Genomic DNA, 18,548 nt, shown 5'->3' with positions numbered 1-18,548 from the left:
TTAATGTTACGCTACTACTAATTTAATACGGACGATGTTACCTCATATATATTCGATAATATGGATCGAGAGTTTCTACCCGGCAACCTTAAATTGCTGGACTATGGGGAAAACTAATGAATATTAGCCTATGTGCAAAAAAGGACTCATATTGATTAGCTTTCTCTCATAGATGAAAGTGAATCCATATGGGTCTTTTTTTATTTTTATTTTTCTAAAAGGTCAGACATCTTACGTATGACATAAAACCTCTTTGTTTTATTTTTAGTAATATAACGAGCGTTTTATGTACAAACTTTATACGAACTTCTGAAAGGGGCAACTACATGCAATACGTAATGAGCATTATCGGCATTCTTGTCGTTTTAGGTTTATGTTTTGCTTTGTCAAACAACAAAAGTAAAATCAACTTCCGTGCAATTGCTATTATGATTGGTTTTCAAATTTTAATCGGTTGGTTTATGTTTGGCACAAAGATTGGTCAACAAATCATTGTTTTCATTGGTAAAGTTTTCAACAAACTAATTAAACTTGGTACGACAGGTGTCGATTTTCTCTTTAATGGAATTCAAAGAGATTTTGTCTTTTTCTTAAATGTATTATTAATTATCGTATTTTTCTCAGCACTACTTTCAATCTTTAGTTATTTAGGTGTTTTACCATTCATCGTTCGCATTGTCGGCGGTGCCATTTCAAAAATTACTGGTTTACCACGCGTCGAATCATTCCACGCAGTAAACTCTGTATTCTTCGGTTCAAGCGAAGCGTTAATCGTTATTAAAAATGATTTACAACATTTCAATAAAAACCGTATGTTTATCATTTGTTGTTCTGCGATGAGCTCAGTTTCTGCTTCTGTTACAGCATCATACGTAATGATGCTAGATGCAAAATACGTACTTGCAGCTCTTCCGCTAAACTTATTCTCAAGCTTAATCGTTTGTTCGTTATTAACACCAGTTGATACGAAAAAAGAAGACGAAGTAATTCAAAAATTTGATAAAACTCTATTCGGAGACAGCTTTATCGGTGCAATGATTAACGGTGCGCTTGATGGTTTAAAAGTAGCTGGTATCGTTGCGGCGTTAATGATCGCCTTCATCGGTGTGATGGAAGTTGTAAACTACGTAATTAGCGCAGCTTCAGGTGCAATGGGACATGCTATTACTTTACAACAAATCTTCGGTTATATACTTGCTCCATTCGCATTCTTAATGGGTATCCCAACTCATGATATTATCCCAGCTGGTGGTATTATGGGTACGAAGATTGTCTTAAATGAATTCGTAGCAATCCTTGATTTAAAGGGCGCTGCTGCAACATTAGATCCACGTACAGTTGGAATCGTTACTGTATTCTTAATTAGCTTCGCAAGTATTAGCCAAATTGGTGCGATTGTTGGTACAATCCGTGCCCTTTCTGAAAAACAAGGAAGCGTCGTATCAAAATTTGGTTGGAAAATGCTATTTGCATCAACACTTGCTTCTATTTTATCTGCAACAATCGCTGGATTGTTTATTTAATAAAAAACTCCACCTTACTTCTCCTTTTTCAAAAGGAAATTTAGGTGGAGTTTTTTTACTTTCTTCTATATGTATTTTTATGTAAACCTCACCAGAAAAATATAAGCTATCTTTTCCTAATTATCCCAAAAATGTATTCCCCTATATATTCTATAGTGATATGATGGACAAGGGTATAATTCAAATCTTTAAAATCAAAAATTTGAGTTAGTGTCACTTATACGAATGATAATTAAAACACAATAGAAGGATGATAGAATGAAAAAATATACATATATCGCTTTACTTTCTTCTGCTATTCTCGTAGGTTGTAACACTAGTAGCACTAGTGATAAACAAATAAAAGAAGCAACGGCGAAACAAACAGTTGAACCAAAAAAAGCGGAAGCAGTTGAACCAAAAAAAGCGGAAGCAGTTGAACCAAAAAAAGCGGAAGCAGTTGAACTTCCTTTAACACAAGGAACTATTACATGGGATCCGTATGAATATAACGCACAAAACACCACGCTTTATACAAAGGATTTAAGAGATTCATTTACACAAGTACGTTACAATATTTGGCGTACTGCTGATGGTCCTGAAAGCAAACAAACTTTTACTTCACAAGAAAAAGAACGTGACTTCGCCCTCCCACTACATTTAAAATCATTTCATTTAAAACGTGGCGAATTCCAAATTGAAACAGTAGGAATCAAAGAAGATCATACTGAAACAAATCTAGTAACATCTAAAATTACATTCCAGCAAAGTGTACCCGTATTAATGTACCATGCAATTGAAAAATACCCTGGACCAAGTGATGGGGATTACGGCTTATACGTACCACCTGAGCAATTCGAAAAACATATGCAGTATTTAAAAGATAACGGTTATACGATGCTCACATTTGAACGTTGGAATGATATAAATCGTGTAAATAAACCTGTTTTTGTAACGATGGATGATGGTCGAAAAAATAATATGAACGCCCTTCATATTTTACAAAAATTAAAGGATGATAGATTTCAACCTACGGCTACTGAATTTCTTACTGCAAATGAGATAGACAAACCAAATCGTCTATCAACAGATGAGATAAAGCAAATGATGGATTCAGGCATTTTTTCTATTCAATCGCATACTGCTAATCATACGATGATGGCTTATTCAAGTAATTATGACGAGGAATTACGTAGTTCGAAAGAAAAAATCGAAGCCCTTACTGGTAAAAAGGTCATCGCCCTCGCCTATCCAGTAGGTTCTTATAATGACTTAGCTGTTCAAGAAACAAAAAAACATTATGAGTTCGCAGTAACTACCGATCACGGTAATCACATTACAAAAGGGATGCCAAACGAACAATACTTAATTAAACGCCATTTTGTAGGGCCTAATACATCAATGGAAAAATTCATATCTCTTATAAAGTAAACCTTACTAAAAGATGGTAGAAATAGCTCTATTAAAAACCTATCTCATTACTAAAATGATATGATGAACAAGGGTATGTCCCCACCTCTCTTACAGTGGTGGGGATTTTAAATATAAGCATGCAACATAATACACAATAGAAGGTGATTTTATGAGAAAATACGCAGCAATCGCTTTATGTACGTCTGCCATTTTAGCTGGCTGTAACAGTAGCAATGTAAGTCCTGAACCTAAAAAAGAGAAAAAGGTTCAAGAGACTAAGAAACAAGAAGTGACCGTACAAGAACAAGGTAAAATTTCTTATACTCCAATTACGCACGAATCTACAAATACTACTATTCATATGACAGATGTAAAGGATACTTTAACTGAGGTACAATATAAAATTTGGCGCACAGCTGACGGAAAGGACCACACTAAATCTTTTTCTTCTAAAGAAAAGGAGAAACAGTTTACACTTCCTTTTGATATAAAAGAATTTGAAGGAAAACGTGGTGAGTTTCAAATCGAAGCAATAGGAATGAAAGAAGATGGGAAAACCATTCCACTCACAAAATCTGCAATTACTTTCGAGCAAAAGGTTCCCATTCTTATGTACCATGCAATCGATGATTATCATGGACAAGGCATTAAAGATTTATTCGTATCCCCCGCCAACTTTGAAGGCCAAATGAAATATTTAAAGGACCATGGCTATACATTACTAACTTTTGAACGTTGGAGCGATATTAATAAAGTGAATAAACCTATCTTTGTTACATTTGATGACGGTATGAAAAATAATATGAATGCATTTCATATTCTGCAAAAACTAAAAGACGATACGTTTAAGCCAACGGCAACAGAATATATGATTGTTAATAATGTTGATGCTGAAGGATCTCTTTCTACATCTGACATAAAAGAAATGGTTGATTCCGGCATTTTCTCCATGCAATCTCATACTGCAACACATGCAGACTTACCAAAGATTACAAACTATGAAGAAGAATTAAAGGGATCGAAAGAAAAACTAGAAAAAATAACAGGTAAACCTATTATCGCAGTTGCTTACCCATTCGGTCATGTAGATGATAAAGTCGTTGCAGAAACGAAGAAATATTATCAATTTGCGACGACAACAAAATCCGGAAAGTTCATCACAAAAAGTGAACCCGATGAATTATTAAAAATGAAACGTGTTCGCATACACAATACGACGACCGTAGAGCAATTTGCTTCTTCGATAAAATAACGATGAGAGCTCAATATATTTTGAGCTCTCTTTTTACGCTTTATTTATATATATTTTTTGAATTTTCTTGTATTATATATAGTAAGAAATCTTTCAAATTAAAGGAGATTATACATATGTCATTTGAACAAACGTTAGAGAAATATGCTGCCCTTGCAGTCAATGTTGGTGTTAATATTCAACCAGGACAAACATTATCAATTAGTGCACCTCTTGAAGCTGTACAATTTGTACGCCTCGTTACAGAAAAAGCATATAAATCTGGTGCAAAACACGTATATGTGGATTGGAATGATGAGACGTTAACACGCTTAAAGTTCGATCTAGCTCCTGAAGAAGCATTCGCTGAGTTCCCATCTTGGAAAGCACACGCTCGTGAAGAATTAGCAAAAGAAGGTGCTGCATTTATGTCTATTTATGCAGAAAATCCTGATTTATTAAAAGGTGTAGAATCAACGCGTATCGCAACAGCTCATAAAGTAGCTGGTGAAGCAATGAAAGTATACCGTGATTACGTACAAGCTGATAAAGTAAGCTGGTGTGTCATTTCTGTTCCTACGAAAGAATGGGCTGCAAAGGTATTCCCTGACGTTGCACCAGAAGAACAAGAAGCAAAACTATGGGATGCCATCTTTAAAGCGACTCGTGCTGATTTAGAAAATCCTGTGGAAGCATGGAAAGAACACGATGAAACGTTACATACAAAAGTTGATTACTTAAACGAAAAGCATTATAAAGCTCTTCACTATACAGGTCCTGGAACAGATTTAACAATCGAACTTCCAGAAAAGCATGTATGGGCTGGTGCTGGTAGCTTAAATGAAAAGAACGTACCATTTATGGCGAACATTCCAACTGAAGAAGTATTTACAATGCCACTTAAAACAGGTGTAAACGGCCAAGTATCTAGCACAAAACCGTTAGCATTTGCAGGTAACATTATCGATAACTTCACGTTAACATTTGAGAACGGACGTATCGTAGATTATAAAGCTGAAACTGGTGAAGAGGCTTTAAAACATTTAGTAGAAACAGATGAAGGTTCTCACTTCTTAGGAGAAGTAGCTTTAGTACCTCATGATTCACCAATTTCAAATACAAATATTTTATTCTACAATACGCTATTTGATGAAAACGCATCTTGCCACCTTGCAATCGGAAGCGCTTATGCATTTAACTTAGTTGGCGGAAAAACAATGTCCAAAGAAGAACTTGCTGAAAATGGGGCAAACACTAGTATTACACACAACGACTTCATGATTGGATCAGCTGAGCTTGATATCGACGGTATTACAGCTGATGGCAGACATGAACCAATCTTCCGTAAAGGTAACTGGGCATTTTAATATAAAAGGAGGCTATCCTCAGGGATAGCCTCCTTTTATATTGTCATTTTTGTCGGTAAATCGATATATTTCAAAAATCGCTGATATAAATTGAGTTACGGTCGATATATCAAAAAAATCGCTGATATAATTCATTTACCAACGTACCGTCCCTAAGCAATGTCATAAAACGAAACTACTACTTATGATGCCGATGAAACCTTAAGTCCAATTACTCCTAAAACAATAAAGAGAATACAAAATGCTTGGAATAAGCTAATGTGCTCTTTAAAGAAATACACGCTAATGATTGTAATAAGTAATGTTCCAACGCCAGACCAAATGGCATAAGCAATACTTAAATGAATTTTTTTGACAACGATGGCGAACACGCTGAAACAAATTCCATAAAATACGAAAATCAGTACACTTGGAACGAGCTTTGTTAAACCGTTTGATAATTTCATCGCAATTGTTCCAGCTACTTCAAAAATAATTGTTACGAGTAATAATAGCCAATATACCATACTAGAATCTCCTTCTCTGTTACCTTATAGAGATTCTAGTATACTACTTATAGTCCTAATGAAATATATTTAATTTCTAAATATTCCTCGATACCGAAATGGCCTCCTTCACGGCCAATGCCACTCTCTTTAAAGCCACCGAACGGTGCTTGTGCAACTGATGGAAGTCCATCATTTAAACCGATAATACCATACTCTAGTGCTTCACTAATTTGGAACGCTTGACTAATATCTTTCGTGAAAATATACGCAGCCAAGCCGTATGGTGTATTATTTGCTCTTTCGATTACTTCTTCCACTGTTTTAAATTCCGCAACTGGTGCAACTGGACCAAATGTTTCTTCATTCATACAAAGCATCGTATCATTCGCCAATCCAATTACAGTTGGTTGCATAAAGTGTCCGTCTAGCTCGGCAACCTTTTGGCCACCATATAAAACTGTTCCACCCTTTTGAATAGCATCTTCGATATGTCCTTGTACTTTCGAAACTGCATTCTCGTCAATAAGTGGTCCTACAGTCGTTCCGTCACCGAAACCGTCTCCTACTTTTAATTGCCCTACTGCCTTTTGGAACTTCTCTACAAACACTTCATACACTTCTTCCTGAACAAATACTCGGTTTGTACATATACACGTTTGTCCTGCGTTACGGAATTTCGAACCAATTACCGCTTCTACCGCTTTATCTAAATCCGCATCATTCATAACAATAAACGGCGCATGACCACCTAACTCAAGTGAAACCTTTTTCATCGTTTGTGCAGCACTAGCCATTAACTCTTTCCCAATTTCCGTTGATCCTGTAAAAGAAACTTTTCGAACACGTCCATCTTCCATCCACGTATCAGCAATTGCTTTCGCACTACCTGTTACAATATTTATTACGCCTTTTGGAATGTCTGCTTCATGGGCTAATTCAGCTAATTTCAGCGCAGTTAACGGCGTTTGACTTGCAGGTTTTACAACTGCTGTACATCCTGCTGCGAGCGCCGGGGCTACCTTTCTTGTAATCATAGCCGCCGGGAAGTTCCAAGGTGTAATAGCTGCCATAACTCCAACTGGTTGTTTCATAACTAAAATACGTTTATTCGGATGAGAAGCAGGAATCATTTCACCATATACGCGTTTTCCTTCTTCTGCATACCATTCAACAAAGCTATTTGCATAATTCACTTCACCAAGTGCTTCTGCAAACGGCTTTCCTTGTTCTTTCGTCATGATCGCTGCAATCTCTTCTTTATTTTCATCGATAAGCGTGAACCATTTCTTTAACTTCACTGCACGGTCTGCTGCTGTTAACTTAGACCATGATTGAAAAGCTTCATGGGCCGCATCAACAGCTTGCTTTGCCTCTGTTACTCCGCCCTTTGGTACCGTCGCAAATATTTCCTTCGTTGCTGGATTATTTACTTCGATTTGTTCTTGCAATGTAATCCACTCACCATTTATATACATCGCCTTTTTCTCTACATTTACAAACGTCGCTTTTTTATCCAATGTTTTCTTCCTCCTCTATAAGTTTCTTTATTTTCCTAGTGGCAGCAGATTGACTTATTTTTAAAAACTCCGCTACTTTATAACTCGATCCATATGTTTTATATGCTTTTAAAATAATATTCCGTTCTACTTCTTCTAACATTTTATAGAGACTTTGGCCGGACTGTTCAACCGTTGATTCTTGCATCGCTATTGGCAAATCTTCTATCGTAACGATATCATCAACAGTTATAACAATTCGCTCTATCACATTTTCAATTTCTCTATTATTTCCTTCCCACGGGTAACCAACAAACATTTGCAATGTGCTAGGCGCTAATTTTACATTCCGACCATATTTCTCGTTAAAGTGCTGTAAATAATGATAAATAAGTGGCAAAATGTCTTCTGTTCTTTCCCGAAGTGGCGGAATCAAAATTGGAATGACATTCAGACGATAATATAAATCTTTCCGGAATGTTCCTTGTTTCACCATCATACTTAAATCTCGATTTGTTGCCGCTACAATTCTAACGTCCACCTTTTTTAATTCTCTTCCGCCAATAGGACGAAACGTTTTTTCTTGCAACACTTGCAAAAGCTTCGCTTGAATTTCAAGCGGCATTTCGCCAATTTCATCCAAGAAAAGAGTTCCTCTGTGCGCTGATTCTAATAGTCCCTTTTTCCCTTCACGATTCGCACCTGTAAAAGATCCACCTGAGTATCCAAAAAGCTCTGATTCAATTAAATTCGTTGGCAATGCCGCACAATTAATTTCATAGAAACTTTCATTCTTCCTGTTACTCACTTCATGTAAATGACGTACTAATCGACTCTTCCCTACTCCTGTCTCACCTAAAACGAGAACTGTACTATCTACCACGGATACTTTCTTGATTGTCTCGACTATTTTTTGCATAGCGATACTTTTAAAAATAAGTCCTTCATGTTCATATGTTTCTCTTAATTCTTTTTTATATGTTTTTAACTGATTATCCATTTCCTCTACCTTTTGACGTAATTGGTAAAGTTCTGTAAGATCACGAGAATAACTAATTACTCTTCTTAAATTTCCCTCATTATCAAAAACAGGCCTTGTACGAACGTGTAAATACTCCCCTGATTTTGTCGTTTGAACGAGTTCAATCGGTCTCTTTTTTTCAATTACTTCTAACGTTGCCGATGGATAAAAGATACCATCCTTTTGCAATTCTTTCACATGTTTACCGACTAACTCTTTAGCAGCTAGTTGATAGTGCCTTTCACATGTACTATTTACACGCACAACGATTCCCTTTTCGTCAGTCACAAAAATTTCGTCAAACGCATATTCAAATACATCTTGTAAATCCATTAACACTCGTTCCTTTTCTCCAACCATCCTAGCCACCCCTATCTTCCAATACATCGATTCACTTCACTACCTTTATTATAAAGTGAATTTTCTGCCTTTTATATAGAGTCAGCTAGAATGTTTGCGATTTATTATTTAACTTTTAAACACGAGCAGTATTTGCTTTCTCATAACAGACTTGCAATGATTCTTCAATTATTGTTAATCCTTCTTCAAGCTGCTCATCTGTAATAACTAATGGCATTAACACACGAATAACATTACCGTATGTCCCTGCTGATAGTAGGAGTAATCCACGTTTATTTGCCTCTGCGCACAAATTAGCTGTTAACGTTTTATCAGGTGCTTTCGTCTTCCGATCTTGAACAAGCTCGAATGCACACATTGCTCCTAAACCACGCACATCACCGATGCAATTATATTTATTTTTCATCTCTTCGAATCGATTCATTACGACTTTTCCTAATTCTATCGCTCTATCATTTAAATTCTCTTTTTCTATTACATCAAGCACTGCTAATGCTGCTGCACATCCTAGTGGGCTTCCTGCATACGTTCCACCAAGCTCTCCCGGCGCAGACTCATTCATAATTTCCTTGCGCCCAATAACACCACTAATCGGTACACCAGCGCCTAATGATTTAGATACCGTAATTAAATCTGGAACGACATCATAATGATCAATAGCAAAATATTTTCCTGTACGACTAAATCCTGTTTGAATCTCATCCGCTACAAATAAGATGCCGTGTTCTGAACAAATATTGCGCACTTCTTGCACAAACTTCTTACTTGGGACAATAAATCCGCCTTCCCCTTGAACAGGTTCCATTACAACAGCTGCAATTGTTTCTGGCGCTACTTCTGATATGAAGAAATTCTTAAACTCTTCAACCATAAAGTCATCGTACTGCTCTTCCGTTAATCCTTCTGGGCGGCGATATTCGTACGGGAATGGTGCTTTATAGACTTCAGGCGCAAATGGGCCAAATCCAAATTTATATGGTTTTACTTTACTTGTCATCGTCATCGTCATTAATGTACGCCCATGGAAACCTTTAGAAAATGCGATAATACCAGGTCTTTTTGTATATTTACGAGCAATTTTTACCGCGTTTTCAACCGCTTCTGCACCACTATTTAAAAATAGTACTTGCTTATCAAAACTTCCTGGCGCTAATGCCGCAAGTTTTTCTGCTAATTCAATATATGGCTCATACATCATGACATTAAATCCAGTATGAATGTATTGATCTACTTGTTTATGGAGCGCCTCTTTAACAGCTGGATGACAATGTCCTACGTTAATTGTTCCGATTGCTCCCGCGAAATCAATGTACTGATTGCCATCAACATCTGTTACAAGAGCACCATTTGCAGATTGTACAAACGTTGGGATGCCGTTACTTACTCCTTTTGGTACTATATTTTGGCGGCGTTCTAATAAAGACGCTGCTTTCGGTCCAGGAATTTGTTCATTTACTTTAGCAAATTTTTTTATGTTCATTACGTACCCCATCCTTTTCTTTACATTGTTTTCTCTTTACATTGCAAAATGTATGCCAACATTCTTTTCCAGCATTCATCCTACACACCTTCTATTTGAACATAAAAAATAAGTCTATAAAGACTCATTAAGAGTCCTTATAGACTTATTTTCCTTACACATTAGACTTTCCTTGTTCCCAAGTCAACTCACCTGAATGAGAAATAAAATCCCCAACAGATTGTACGAGCATATCCGCAAGTGGTTCTAATGTTTGACGGTCTCCCGTACCAGATAGCACCCCAATTGCATAGCAATCACCGTTTTTCGCTAAATGTAAATCAGTTGGTGTATCTCCAACGACGGCTACTTCACATGCTTCTAAATGAAACTTCTCACAAAAAGATTCTACAATTCTTTTATCTGGTTTTTGTGCCGGAAACGTATCTGAAGCTACAACATAATCAAAATAAGACTCTAATTGATACTGTTTTAAAAATAATTCTGTCGGTGCGAAATCATCAGCTGTAACAACACCTAAAATAAATCCTCTATCCTTTAAACCTTGTAAAATTCTCGGTAAATCCGCAGTCATTCTCATATAGGAACGATGCTCGTACATAAGAGAAAATAACTTTTCACTTACCCACTCATGCATCTCCTCTTCCTTAGATGACGTAATATACTTACAAAGCCCCTTTGCAACATCAAGGCTTGTTCCTGCCGCTATTGCGCTACGAGGGTTCACAAATGCCCCATCCACACCGATCTCTTTTAATAAATCCTGCTGCATTGACTTTGGAAGTTGATATAGATTTATACATTCCGCCACAAGTTCTTCAGCTACTTTTATCCAAATTGAATGAAAATCCATTAACGTCCCGTCTTTATCAAATAGTATTGCTTTTACCTTCTCCATAGCACCCTACCTCTCGTTTCTTATCTCCTCCAGTGTATCAATAAAGTATGGATATAAAATAAACGAATTGTAAAAATACCATGAAAATCAAACTAACTTCCAATTTACAATTCCTCTATATAATAAAAAGGATGCCTTTACAGGGCATCCTCTTGTTGTTCAGGAACAAATAGTTCAAGACAATGATATATATTTTCGAATTCCATCGGTGCATCTCCACCGTATTCACCATCTAAGTTAATCATTAGTTTATCTGGTGAATGCACTTTAATTCGATTTGCTTGTGTGTATAGTACTTTTGGGTTATTAATATGTTCACCACGCTGCGCTTGTGTTGCTGCTTTAATTAAGTCAGCGATAGAACCTTTTTTCAGTACTAATAAATCAAATAAGCCATCATTAATCGATGCATATGGTGCTACTTTTTCGAATCCACCAACTGAACGAGTATTCGTAATTAAAAACATCGTAATTTCTTCTTGTAGCAACTTTCCATCATACTCGATTTCAACATATGTTGGATGTAATGATGGTAGCATTTCGATTCCTTTTAAATAATAAGCAAGTTGGCCTAATACCGTTTTTAGCTTGCTTGGCACTTCATATGTTAATTCTGTAATACGGCCGCCACCAGCGATATTAATGAAATATGTATCATTCGCTCTACCAAGATCTAACGGAACTGTTTTCCCTTCACAAATAATATCCGCAGCCTCTTCAATAGCACGAGGTACACCGATCGCACGCGCAAAATCATTTGTCGTTCCAACTGGAATAATTCCAAACTTCGGACGATGTTCATGTCCTACTAAACCGTTCACCACTTCATTTAATGTACCATCACCACCAGCTGCGATAACAACATCAAACTTACGATCCGCAGCTTGCCTCGCTGCCACAGTCGCATCTCCAGGACCAGTTGTCGCATGACAAGACGCTTCATATCCAGCTTGTTCTAATTTTTGTAATACTTCCGGTAAGCTCTTCTTAAATAGCTCGCGCCCAGAAGTAGGATTATAAATAATTCTTGCTCGCTTCATCATTTATTAGCACAGGAAATTTCTTTATATATTGAAAAAGAACATACCGAACTTCTATTCAGTATTCCCATGCCTACCTCCTCTCATCTTCCTATCCTTCTTTTATCTCGCTCAAACAGGCAGTAAGAACCCGATTCGTGTAGTCCATCAAAAGTAAATATTCATTTCAATGGTTTTGTTTTATTTGACAAAAAATTTATGTCTATCTATTTCCTCACAACAATTTACATATAACGAATAATAATTATCTATTATTTCATGAGATGAAAAAAACCTCTATGTCTAGATTTATCATTATTCCCACCTTTTTGCAACTATCATACCATAGTTGCTATACAAACATTTTTCCACTTTTGACAGTTAATCAAACGTTTGTTTAAACGATCTTCTCTCATTTAAACAAACGTTTGATTAACCTAGAAAAACACCCATGTACGGGTGTTTTTCTGCTTAATCTTTAAAAGTTACTACTATTATCGCTTATTAATCTCTTCAAGTAAGATTTTGTTAACAAGTGGCGGATTTGCTTGTCCTTTTGTAGCTTTCATAATTTGACCAACTAAGAAGCCGATTGCACGGTCTTTACCGTTTTTAAAGTCTTCGATAGATTGCTCATTATTATCAAGAATTTCTGTTACAACTTTACGAAGTGTACCCTCGTCAGAAATTTGAACAAGACCTTTTGCTTTAACGATTTCCTCTGGGTCTCCACCTTTTTCAATTAATTCGTTAAATACTTTCTTCGCGATTTTAGAAGAAATTGTACCTTTTTCAATTAATTGAACCATTTTAGATAAACCAGCAGGCGTTAATGCAACATCTTTTAATTCTTTTTGTTGTTTGTTTAAGTATGCAAGCACTTCACCCATTAACCAGTTTGATGTTAATTTCGCATCAGCACCGTCTGCAACAGTTGCTTCAAAGAAATCAGACATTTCTTTCGTTAATGTTAATACGTGTGCATCATAAGCTGGTAAACCAATTTCTGCAACGTAGCGAGCTTTACGTGCATCTGGAAGTTCTGGGATCGAAGCACGAATTTCTTCTTTCCACTCATCATCGATGTAAAGTTCAACTAAGTCTGGCTCTGGGAAGTAACGGTAATCGTCAGATCCCTCTTTCACACGCATTAAGATTGTTTTCTTCGTTGCTTCATCATAACGACGTGTTTCTTGTTGGATGATACCACCAGATAACAATTCTTTCTCTTGGCGCACTTGCTCATGCTCAAGACCTTTTTGTACGTAAGTGAATGAGTTTAAGTTTTTCAGTTCCGCTTTTGTACCGAACTTCTCTTGTCCAACTGGACGAAGGGAAATGTTCGCATCACAACGCAAGGAACCTTCTTCCATCTTACAATCAGATACGCCAGTGTATTGAATGATTGATTTTAACTTCTCTAAGTATGCATATGCTTCTTCTGGCGTACGCATATCTGGCTCAGATACGATCTCGATTAAAGGCATACCTTGACGGTTGTAGTCTACTAATGAACCATCAGCTGTATGCGTTGATTTACCAGCATCTTCTTCTAAATGAAGACGTGTAATACCGATACGTTTCTTTTTACCGTCTACTTCAATTTCAATCCAACCATTTTCACCAATTGGCTTATCGAATTGAGAAATTTGGTAAGCTTTCGGATTATCTGGGTAGAAATAGTTTTTACGGTCGAACTTCGTTTCCGTTGCGATTTCACAGTTTAATGCCATTGCAGCTTTCATTGCAAAGTTAACTGCTTCTTTATTTAAAGTAGGAAGTACCCCTGGGTATCCTAAGTCAATTACACTTGTTTGTGTATTTGGCTCCGCACCGAATTCTGTTGGACTCGCAGAGAAAATTTTCGAATTTGTTTTTAACTCAACGTGAACCTCTAAACCAATAATTGTTTCTAAATTCATCTATGCTCGCCTCCTTACAGACTTGCTTTTTTTGTATGATAGTCTGTTGCTTGCTCAAACGCATGTGCAACGCGGTAAATTGTCGCTTCATCGAAGTGTTTACCAATGATTTGTAAACCAAGTGGCATGTTGTTAGCACCGAATCCACATGGAACAGAAATCGCTGGAACACCCGCTAAGTTTACTGGAATTGTTAAAATATCATTTGCATACATTGTCATTGGATCATCAACTTTTTCGCCCACTTTAAATGCCGGAGTTGGCGTTGTTGGTCCAATAATAACATCGTAGTTCGCAAATACATTTTCAAAGTCGTTCTTAATTAATGTACGTACTTGTTGTGCTTTTTTGTAATATGCATCATAGTAACCAGAGCTAAGCGCAAATGTACCAAGCATAATACGACGTTTTACTTCATCACCGAAACCTTCGCTACGTGTATTTTTGTAAAGATCTAATAAATTATTTACATTATCAGAACGCACACCGTAACGTACGCCATCAAAGCGTGAAAGGTTAGCAGATGCTTCCGAAGAAGATAGTAAGTAATACGTTGCTAGAGCGTATTTAGAGTGCGGAAGAGATACTTCCTCCCAAGTTGCGCCCATACCTTCTAATACTTTTAAAGCAGCTAGTACTGACTCACGAGCTTCCTCGCCAACACCTTCGCCTAAGTATTCTTTTGGTACAGCAATGCGTAAACCTTTAACGTCGCCTGTTAAGCCAGCTAAGTAATTTCCTACTTCAACGTTTGCAGAAGTTGCATCCATACGGTCAATACCTGAAATAGCTTGTAATAAGTATGCATTATCTTCTACTGTACGTGTAATCGGTCCGATTTGGTCAAGTGAAGATGCGAATGCTACTAATCCGTAACGAGATACGCGTCCGTAAGTTGGTTTTAAACCTACAACACCGCAATATGCAGCTGGCTGACGGATAGAACCACCCGTATCAGAACCTAGAGAGAATAATACTTCTCCTGCTGCTACAGCTGCTGCAGAACCACCACTAGATCCACCTGGAACGTAATCTAAGTTCCATGGATTTTTCGTAGCGTAGAAACCTGAGTTTTCGTTTGAAGAACCCATTGCGAATTCGTCCATATTTAATTTACCGATTGTAACTGTGTCAGCAGCTTTTAGCTTTTGCACAACTGTCGCATCATAAATTGGATCAAAGTTTGCTAACATTTTGCTCGCACAAGTAGTACGAAGACCGTTAGTTACAATGTTATCTTTTACACCGATTGGCATACCGAATAATAATCCATTATCTTCAGCACCAATCTTTGCGTCTAATTCTTTCGCTTTCGCGCGTGCATTTTCTTCATCTAATGTAAGAAAAGCTTTTACGTTATCTTCAACATCCGCAATACGTTTGTAAGATTCTTCTACTAAATCCGTAACGGAAATTTCTTTGTTGTTTAACTTCTTATGTAACTCTGATACCGAATGATCAAATAATGACATCGAAATTCCCCTCCTCTATTCTAATACTGCTGGAACACGGATTTGATTATCTTTGTGATCCGGTGCATTTTTTAATACTTCTTCGACTGGTAAACCTTTTTCTGGTACATCTTCACGCATAACATTTTTCATAGTTAATACATGAGTTGTTGGTTTTACATCTGTTGTATCTAATTCATTTAACTGTTCTGCAAATGTAACAATTGCATCTAGTTGTTTTTGAAATTTTTCTGCTTCTTGATCAGTAATTGCAAGACGTGCTAAATGTGCTACGTGCTTTACATTCTCAACGGAAATTCTTGACACGGCTAGGCCACCTCCATAATATATCGTTCAATCTACAATACTATTGATGATACCAAATTTTCAGTACTTCAAGCAAGTCAACACATGGCACTTACAGCATTTTTACATAAAAAAAGAAAGGCAAATGCCTTTCTTTACAATTTAGTCTTTATCTAACGGTTCATTTTTCGGAAATCTCTCGTTATCTTCTTCATTATCACGAATTGTTTTTTGTAATACAAAACAAGACATCGTTAAAAATAATGTTCCAATTAAATAATATCCTTTCACACTAAGCGTTTCATCTAACGTATAAATTCCAATTAGCATACCTGAAAGCGCGCAAACAAATGAAGTCCATGCTAAAAACGTGAACGCTTGCGTATTACGTCTTCTCATCGTTCTCCCCCTCGTTAGCTGTACATCCATTATAGATAAGTATATTTACCATGATGGATTTTTATGTAAATTCTAGTTTTATATTTATAAATCTACCATAAAAGAATACTATTTTAAAGACAGTTTTCTGTCTAGTCTGAAAAAACAGTTAAACACATTGACATTTATTTCAATTCCGCATAAAATAAAAACAAATATTACGAATCTCGAAATATACGGGAGTGGAAATAATTGTTGCAATATGAACATTTTTTAGACTTACTGCTAGATAACGCCAAGAAATTTTTTTATCCTGAAGAATGGGTAAGCCTAGATTTAACACTTTCTAAAACAGAAGTATTTTGTTTACTTTGGATGGAGCGAAATACAGATATTACAATGACAAAAATTGCTGACCTTCTTGATATACCGATGAGTACAACGACAGGTGTTGTAAATCGCCTTGTAAAAAAGGGATATATTGAAAGGTACCGTGATGAAAACGACCGGCGCATTGTATTAATTCGTTTAACAGAAAACGGCGTAATGCTCGTCCACGAAGTAAAACAAAATGCAGCCCATTACTTTAACCTAGTGACAGAAGCATTATCAGAAGAAGAAAAAGCATTCTTACTACAAATCTTCCAAAAAATCATGAATCACATCGCTACGTCACAGCAAAAAACAGAAGAAAAGGTTTCTACACCTAAAATGAAAAACATTCCGATTGAATAAAACCCTAGTTGGGTTTTTATTCAATATTTTATTTCGGAACTCGTAATATTCGATACTCGAAACAAAGGGGATAGAATGATGAGAATTATTTTGTATACAGGTAAAGGCGGCGTAGGGAAAACTAGCATTTCAGCAGCAACAGCACTTCAAAGCGCAAAACAAGGATTAAAAACTTTAGTAATGAGTACAGATCCTGCTCATAGTTTAGGAGATTCATTTGGTATAAAGCTATCTTCTGAGCCATTAGAAATCCGTGAAAATTTATGGGCACAAGAAATTAATACAATTTATGAAATGGAAAAAGGATGGGGAAAGTTACAGAAGTATATTACCTTGCTATTCACTTCCAAAGCAGCTGATGATATTACAACAGAAGAATTAACGATGTTTCCTGGTATGGAAGATTTAATTAGCTTACTGCGCGTACTCGATTATTATAAACAAAACACATATGATGTTATCATCATTGATTGCGCTCCAACAGGAGAAACATTAGCAATGCTAAGTTTTCCAGACATGCTCGGCTGGTGGATGGAAAAATTATTTCCTATTAAAAGAAAAGTTTTAAAAGTCGTTCGTCCTGTAGCTCAACCACTCCTTGGTGTCCCTCTTCCAACCGACGATATTATGGACGAATTAACAAATACACTTGAACAGCTCGGAGAAATGAGAGATATTTTATCAAACCGGGAAGTAACAAGTATCCGCATCGTTGTAAATCCTGAAAAAATGGTCATTAAAGAAGCACAGCGCAGCTTTACGTATTTAAATTTGTACGATTATAACGTAGATGCCATTATGATTAATCGCGTCATCCCTAACACTGTCACCGATCCTTATTTTCAAGCATGGAAAGATACGCAAAAGAAATATAAAACATTAATTCAAGATAGTTTTCACCCCCTTCCTATTTACGAAGCTCCAATGTTTGAACAAGAAGTTGTCGGTCTAACTATGTTAGAACGTGTAGGAGATTCTTTATTTAAAACTGACCATTCCCCTACAGAAGTGAAATTTAATGGGCGCACTCAATATGTAAAAAAGGATGGCGATGAGTATATTTTCGTTCTGTCCATTCCCTTCTCAAACAAAAGTGAACTTTCCTTAAATCAAAAAGGTGATGAACTTATTATTCGAGCGGGTTCTGTTAAACGGAATATCACGTTACCAAAAACATTAACACACCTTTCTATTCAAGGAGCAAAATTTGAAGAAGATGTACTAAATATTCGGTTTGGAGGTGTAGTACATGCATGAGGAATTACTACGCAGGGTAATTCGTACAAAAATAAAAGTCGGGATGCATATATTAGAAGAGTTACCTCCCCCAATCCAACAATCAGCTAAGCAAATACTAAATATTTTGCAAGAGGAGCTAGCTGCTTATCCGAAAGAGCAAGAGCATCCTGAAGATAATTTAAAAAGTATTATAATTGAATAACTACAAAAAAAGACCAGGAAAACTCCTGGTCCATCACTCT

The 18,548-nt window shown here is 36.5% G+C and carries 17 protein-coding genes and 1 riboswitch; of the genes, 7 read left to right on the top strand and 10 right to left on the bottom strand.

Annotation, left to right across the window (positions count from 1 at the left end; translation table 11 throughout):
* The first annotated feature begins 22 nt into the window (after window positions 1–22).
* A riboswitch (purine riboswitch) is annotated at window positions 23–124 on the top strand.
* A gap of 202 nt (window positions 125–326) precedes the next feature.
* The 4 genes from KZZ19_RS01910 (at window position 327) to KZZ19_RS01895 (ending at window position 5,513) form a co-directional block, all read left to right on the top strand.
* Window positions 327–1,523 (top strand): NupC/NupG family nucleoside CNT transporter, encoded by a 1,197-nt coding sequence (locus KZZ19_RS01910; RefSeq protein WP_237981931.1) that lies wholly within the window; start codon window positions 327–329, stop codon window positions 1,521–1,523.
* A 258-nt stretch (window positions 1,524–1,781) separates the two neighbouring features.
* Window positions 1,782–2,933 carry a polysaccharide deacetylase family protein gene (locus tag KZZ19_RS01905; RefSeq protein ID WP_237981930.1) on the top strand — a complete coding sequence of 384 codons (1,152 nt, stop codon included), beginning with the start codon at window positions 1,782–1,784 and terminating at the stop codon, window positions 2,931–2,933.
* A gap of 151 nt (window positions 2,934–3,084) precedes the next feature.
* Complete coding sequence (locus tag KZZ19_RS01900; protein ID WP_237981929.1) at window positions 3,085–4,167, top strand: polysaccharide deacetylase family protein; 1,083 nt, start codon at window positions 3,085–3,087, stop codon at window positions 4,165–4,167.
* A gap of 116 nt (window positions 4,168–4,283) precedes the next feature.
* The gene (locus KZZ19_RS01895) at window positions 4,284–5,513 is read left to right on the top strand and encodes an aminopeptidase (protein ID WP_237981928.1); all 1,230 of its coding nucleotides are present in this window, start codon (window positions 4,284–4,286) and stop codon (window positions 5,511–5,513) included.
* Window positions 5,514–5,695: 182 nt separating this feature from the next.
* Here the strand turns inward: KZZ19_RS01895 and KZZ19_RS01890 are convergent, their stop codons facing one another.
* From KZZ19_RS01890 to KZZ19_RS01845, 10 genes are all read right to left on the bottom strand, one after another.
* Window positions 5,696–6,019: a DMT family transporter gene (locus KZZ19_RS01890; protein WP_000263262.1), complete on the bottom strand. Its 324-nt coding sequence runs from the start codon at window positions 6,017–6,019 to the stop codon at window positions 5,696–5,698.
* Window positions 6,020–6,066: 47 nt separating this feature from the next.
* Window positions 6,067–7,518 (bottom strand): NADP-dependent succinate-semialdehyde dehydrogenase, encoded by a 1,452-nt coding sequence (gene gabD / locus KZZ19_RS01885; protein ID WP_237981927.1) that lies wholly within the window; start codon window positions 7,516–7,518, stop codon window positions 6,067–6,069.
* Window positions 7,511–8,878 (bottom strand): sigma-54 interaction domain-containing protein, encoded by a 1,368-nt coding sequence (locus tag KZZ19_RS01880; RefSeq protein ID WP_237981926.1) that lies wholly within the window; start codon window positions 8,876–8,878, stop codon window positions 7,511–7,513. Before KZZ19_RS01880 ends, gabD begins: the two co-directional genes overlap by 8 nt.
* A gap of 115 nt (window positions 8,879–8,993) precedes the next feature.
* Window positions 8,994–10,358, bottom strand: coding sequence for a 4-aminobutyrate--2-oxoglutarate transaminase (gene gabT / locus KZZ19_RS01875; RefSeq protein WP_237981925.1), 1,365 nt, complete (start codon window positions 10,356–10,358; stop codon window positions 8,994–8,996).
* A gap of 154 nt (window positions 10,359–10,512) precedes the next feature.
* The gene (locus KZZ19_RS01870; protein WP_098275632.1) at window positions 10,513–11,256 is read right to left on the bottom strand and encodes an HAD family hydrolase; all 744 of its coding nucleotides are present in this window, start codon (window positions 11,254–11,256) and stop codon (window positions 10,513–10,515) included.
* Window positions 11,257–11,393: 137 nt separating this feature from the next.
* Window positions 11,394–12,299 carry a diacylglycerol kinase gene (locus KZZ19_RS01865; protein ID WP_000977669.1) on the bottom strand — a complete coding sequence of 302 codons (906 nt, stop codon included), beginning with the start codon at window positions 12,297–12,299 and terminating at the stop codon, window positions 11,394–11,396.
* A gap of 470 nt (window positions 12,300–12,769) precedes the next feature.
* Window positions 12,770–14,197, bottom strand: coding sequence for an Asp-tRNA(Asn)/Glu-tRNA(Gln) amidotransferase subunit GatB (gene gatB / locus KZZ19_RS01860; RefSeq protein WP_046958896.1), 1,428 nt, complete (start codon window positions 14,195–14,197; stop codon window positions 12,770–12,772).
* Window positions 14,198–14,211: 14 nt separating this feature from the next.
* The gene (gatA, locus tag KZZ19_RS01855; protein ID WP_000051449.1) at window positions 14,212–15,669 is read right to left on the bottom strand and encodes an Asp-tRNA(Asn)/Glu-tRNA(Gln) amidotransferase subunit GatA; all 1,458 of its coding nucleotides are present in this window, start codon (window positions 15,667–15,669) and stop codon (window positions 14,212–14,214) included.
* Window positions 15,670–15,684: 15 nt separating this feature from the next.
* Window positions 15,685–15,975, bottom strand: coding sequence for an Asp-tRNA(Asn)/Glu-tRNA(Gln) amidotransferase subunit GatC (gene gatC / locus KZZ19_RS01850; protein WP_000086999.1), 291 nt, complete (start codon window positions 15,973–15,975; stop codon window positions 15,685–15,687).
* 141 nt (window positions 15,976–16,116) lie between these two features.
* Complete coding sequence (locus KZZ19_RS01845; RefSeq protein ID WP_001254392.1) at window positions 16,117–16,353, bottom strand: YiaA/YiaB family inner membrane protein; 237 nt, start codon at window positions 16,351–16,353, stop codon at window positions 16,117–16,119.
* Window positions 16,354–16,584: 231 nt separating this feature from the next.
* On the opposite strand from KZZ19_RS01845, the gene KZZ19_RS01840 reads away from it, so the two are divergent.
* The 3 genes from KZZ19_RS01840 (at window position 16,585) to KZZ19_RS01830 (ending at window position 18,508) form a co-directional block, all read left to right on the top strand.
* Window positions 16,585–17,067: a MarR family winged helix-turn-helix transcriptional regulator gene (locus tag KZZ19_RS01840; RefSeq protein ID WP_237981924.1), complete on the top strand. Its 483-nt coding sequence runs from the start codon at window positions 16,585–16,587 to the stop codon at window positions 17,065–17,067.
* 75 nt (window positions 17,068–17,142) lie between these two features.
* Window positions 17,143–18,324: an ArsA family ATPase gene (locus tag KZZ19_RS01835; protein ID WP_237981923.1), complete on the top strand. Its 1,182-nt coding sequence runs from the start codon at window positions 17,143–17,145 to the stop codon at window positions 18,322–18,324.
* On the top strand, window positions 18,317–18,508 hold the full coding sequence (locus tag KZZ19_RS01830; RefSeq protein ID WP_237981922.1) for a DUF3926 domain-containing protein: 192 nt from the start codon (window positions 18,317–18,319) through the stop codon (window positions 18,506–18,508). Before KZZ19_RS01835 ends, KZZ19_RS01830 begins: the two co-directional genes overlap by 8 nt.
* Window positions 18,509–18,548: the final 40 nt, after the last annotated feature.

Origin of the sequence: Bacillus thuringiensis (genome assembly GCF_022095615.2) — a bacterium.
Classification (GTDB): domain Bacteria; phylum Bacillota; class Bacilli; order Bacillales; family Bacillaceae_G; genus Bacillus_A; species Bacillus_A cereus_AG.
The sequence above is the reverse complement of the archived record's forward strand: the minus strand, read 5'-3'. Positions and strand labels throughout refer to the sequence as shown.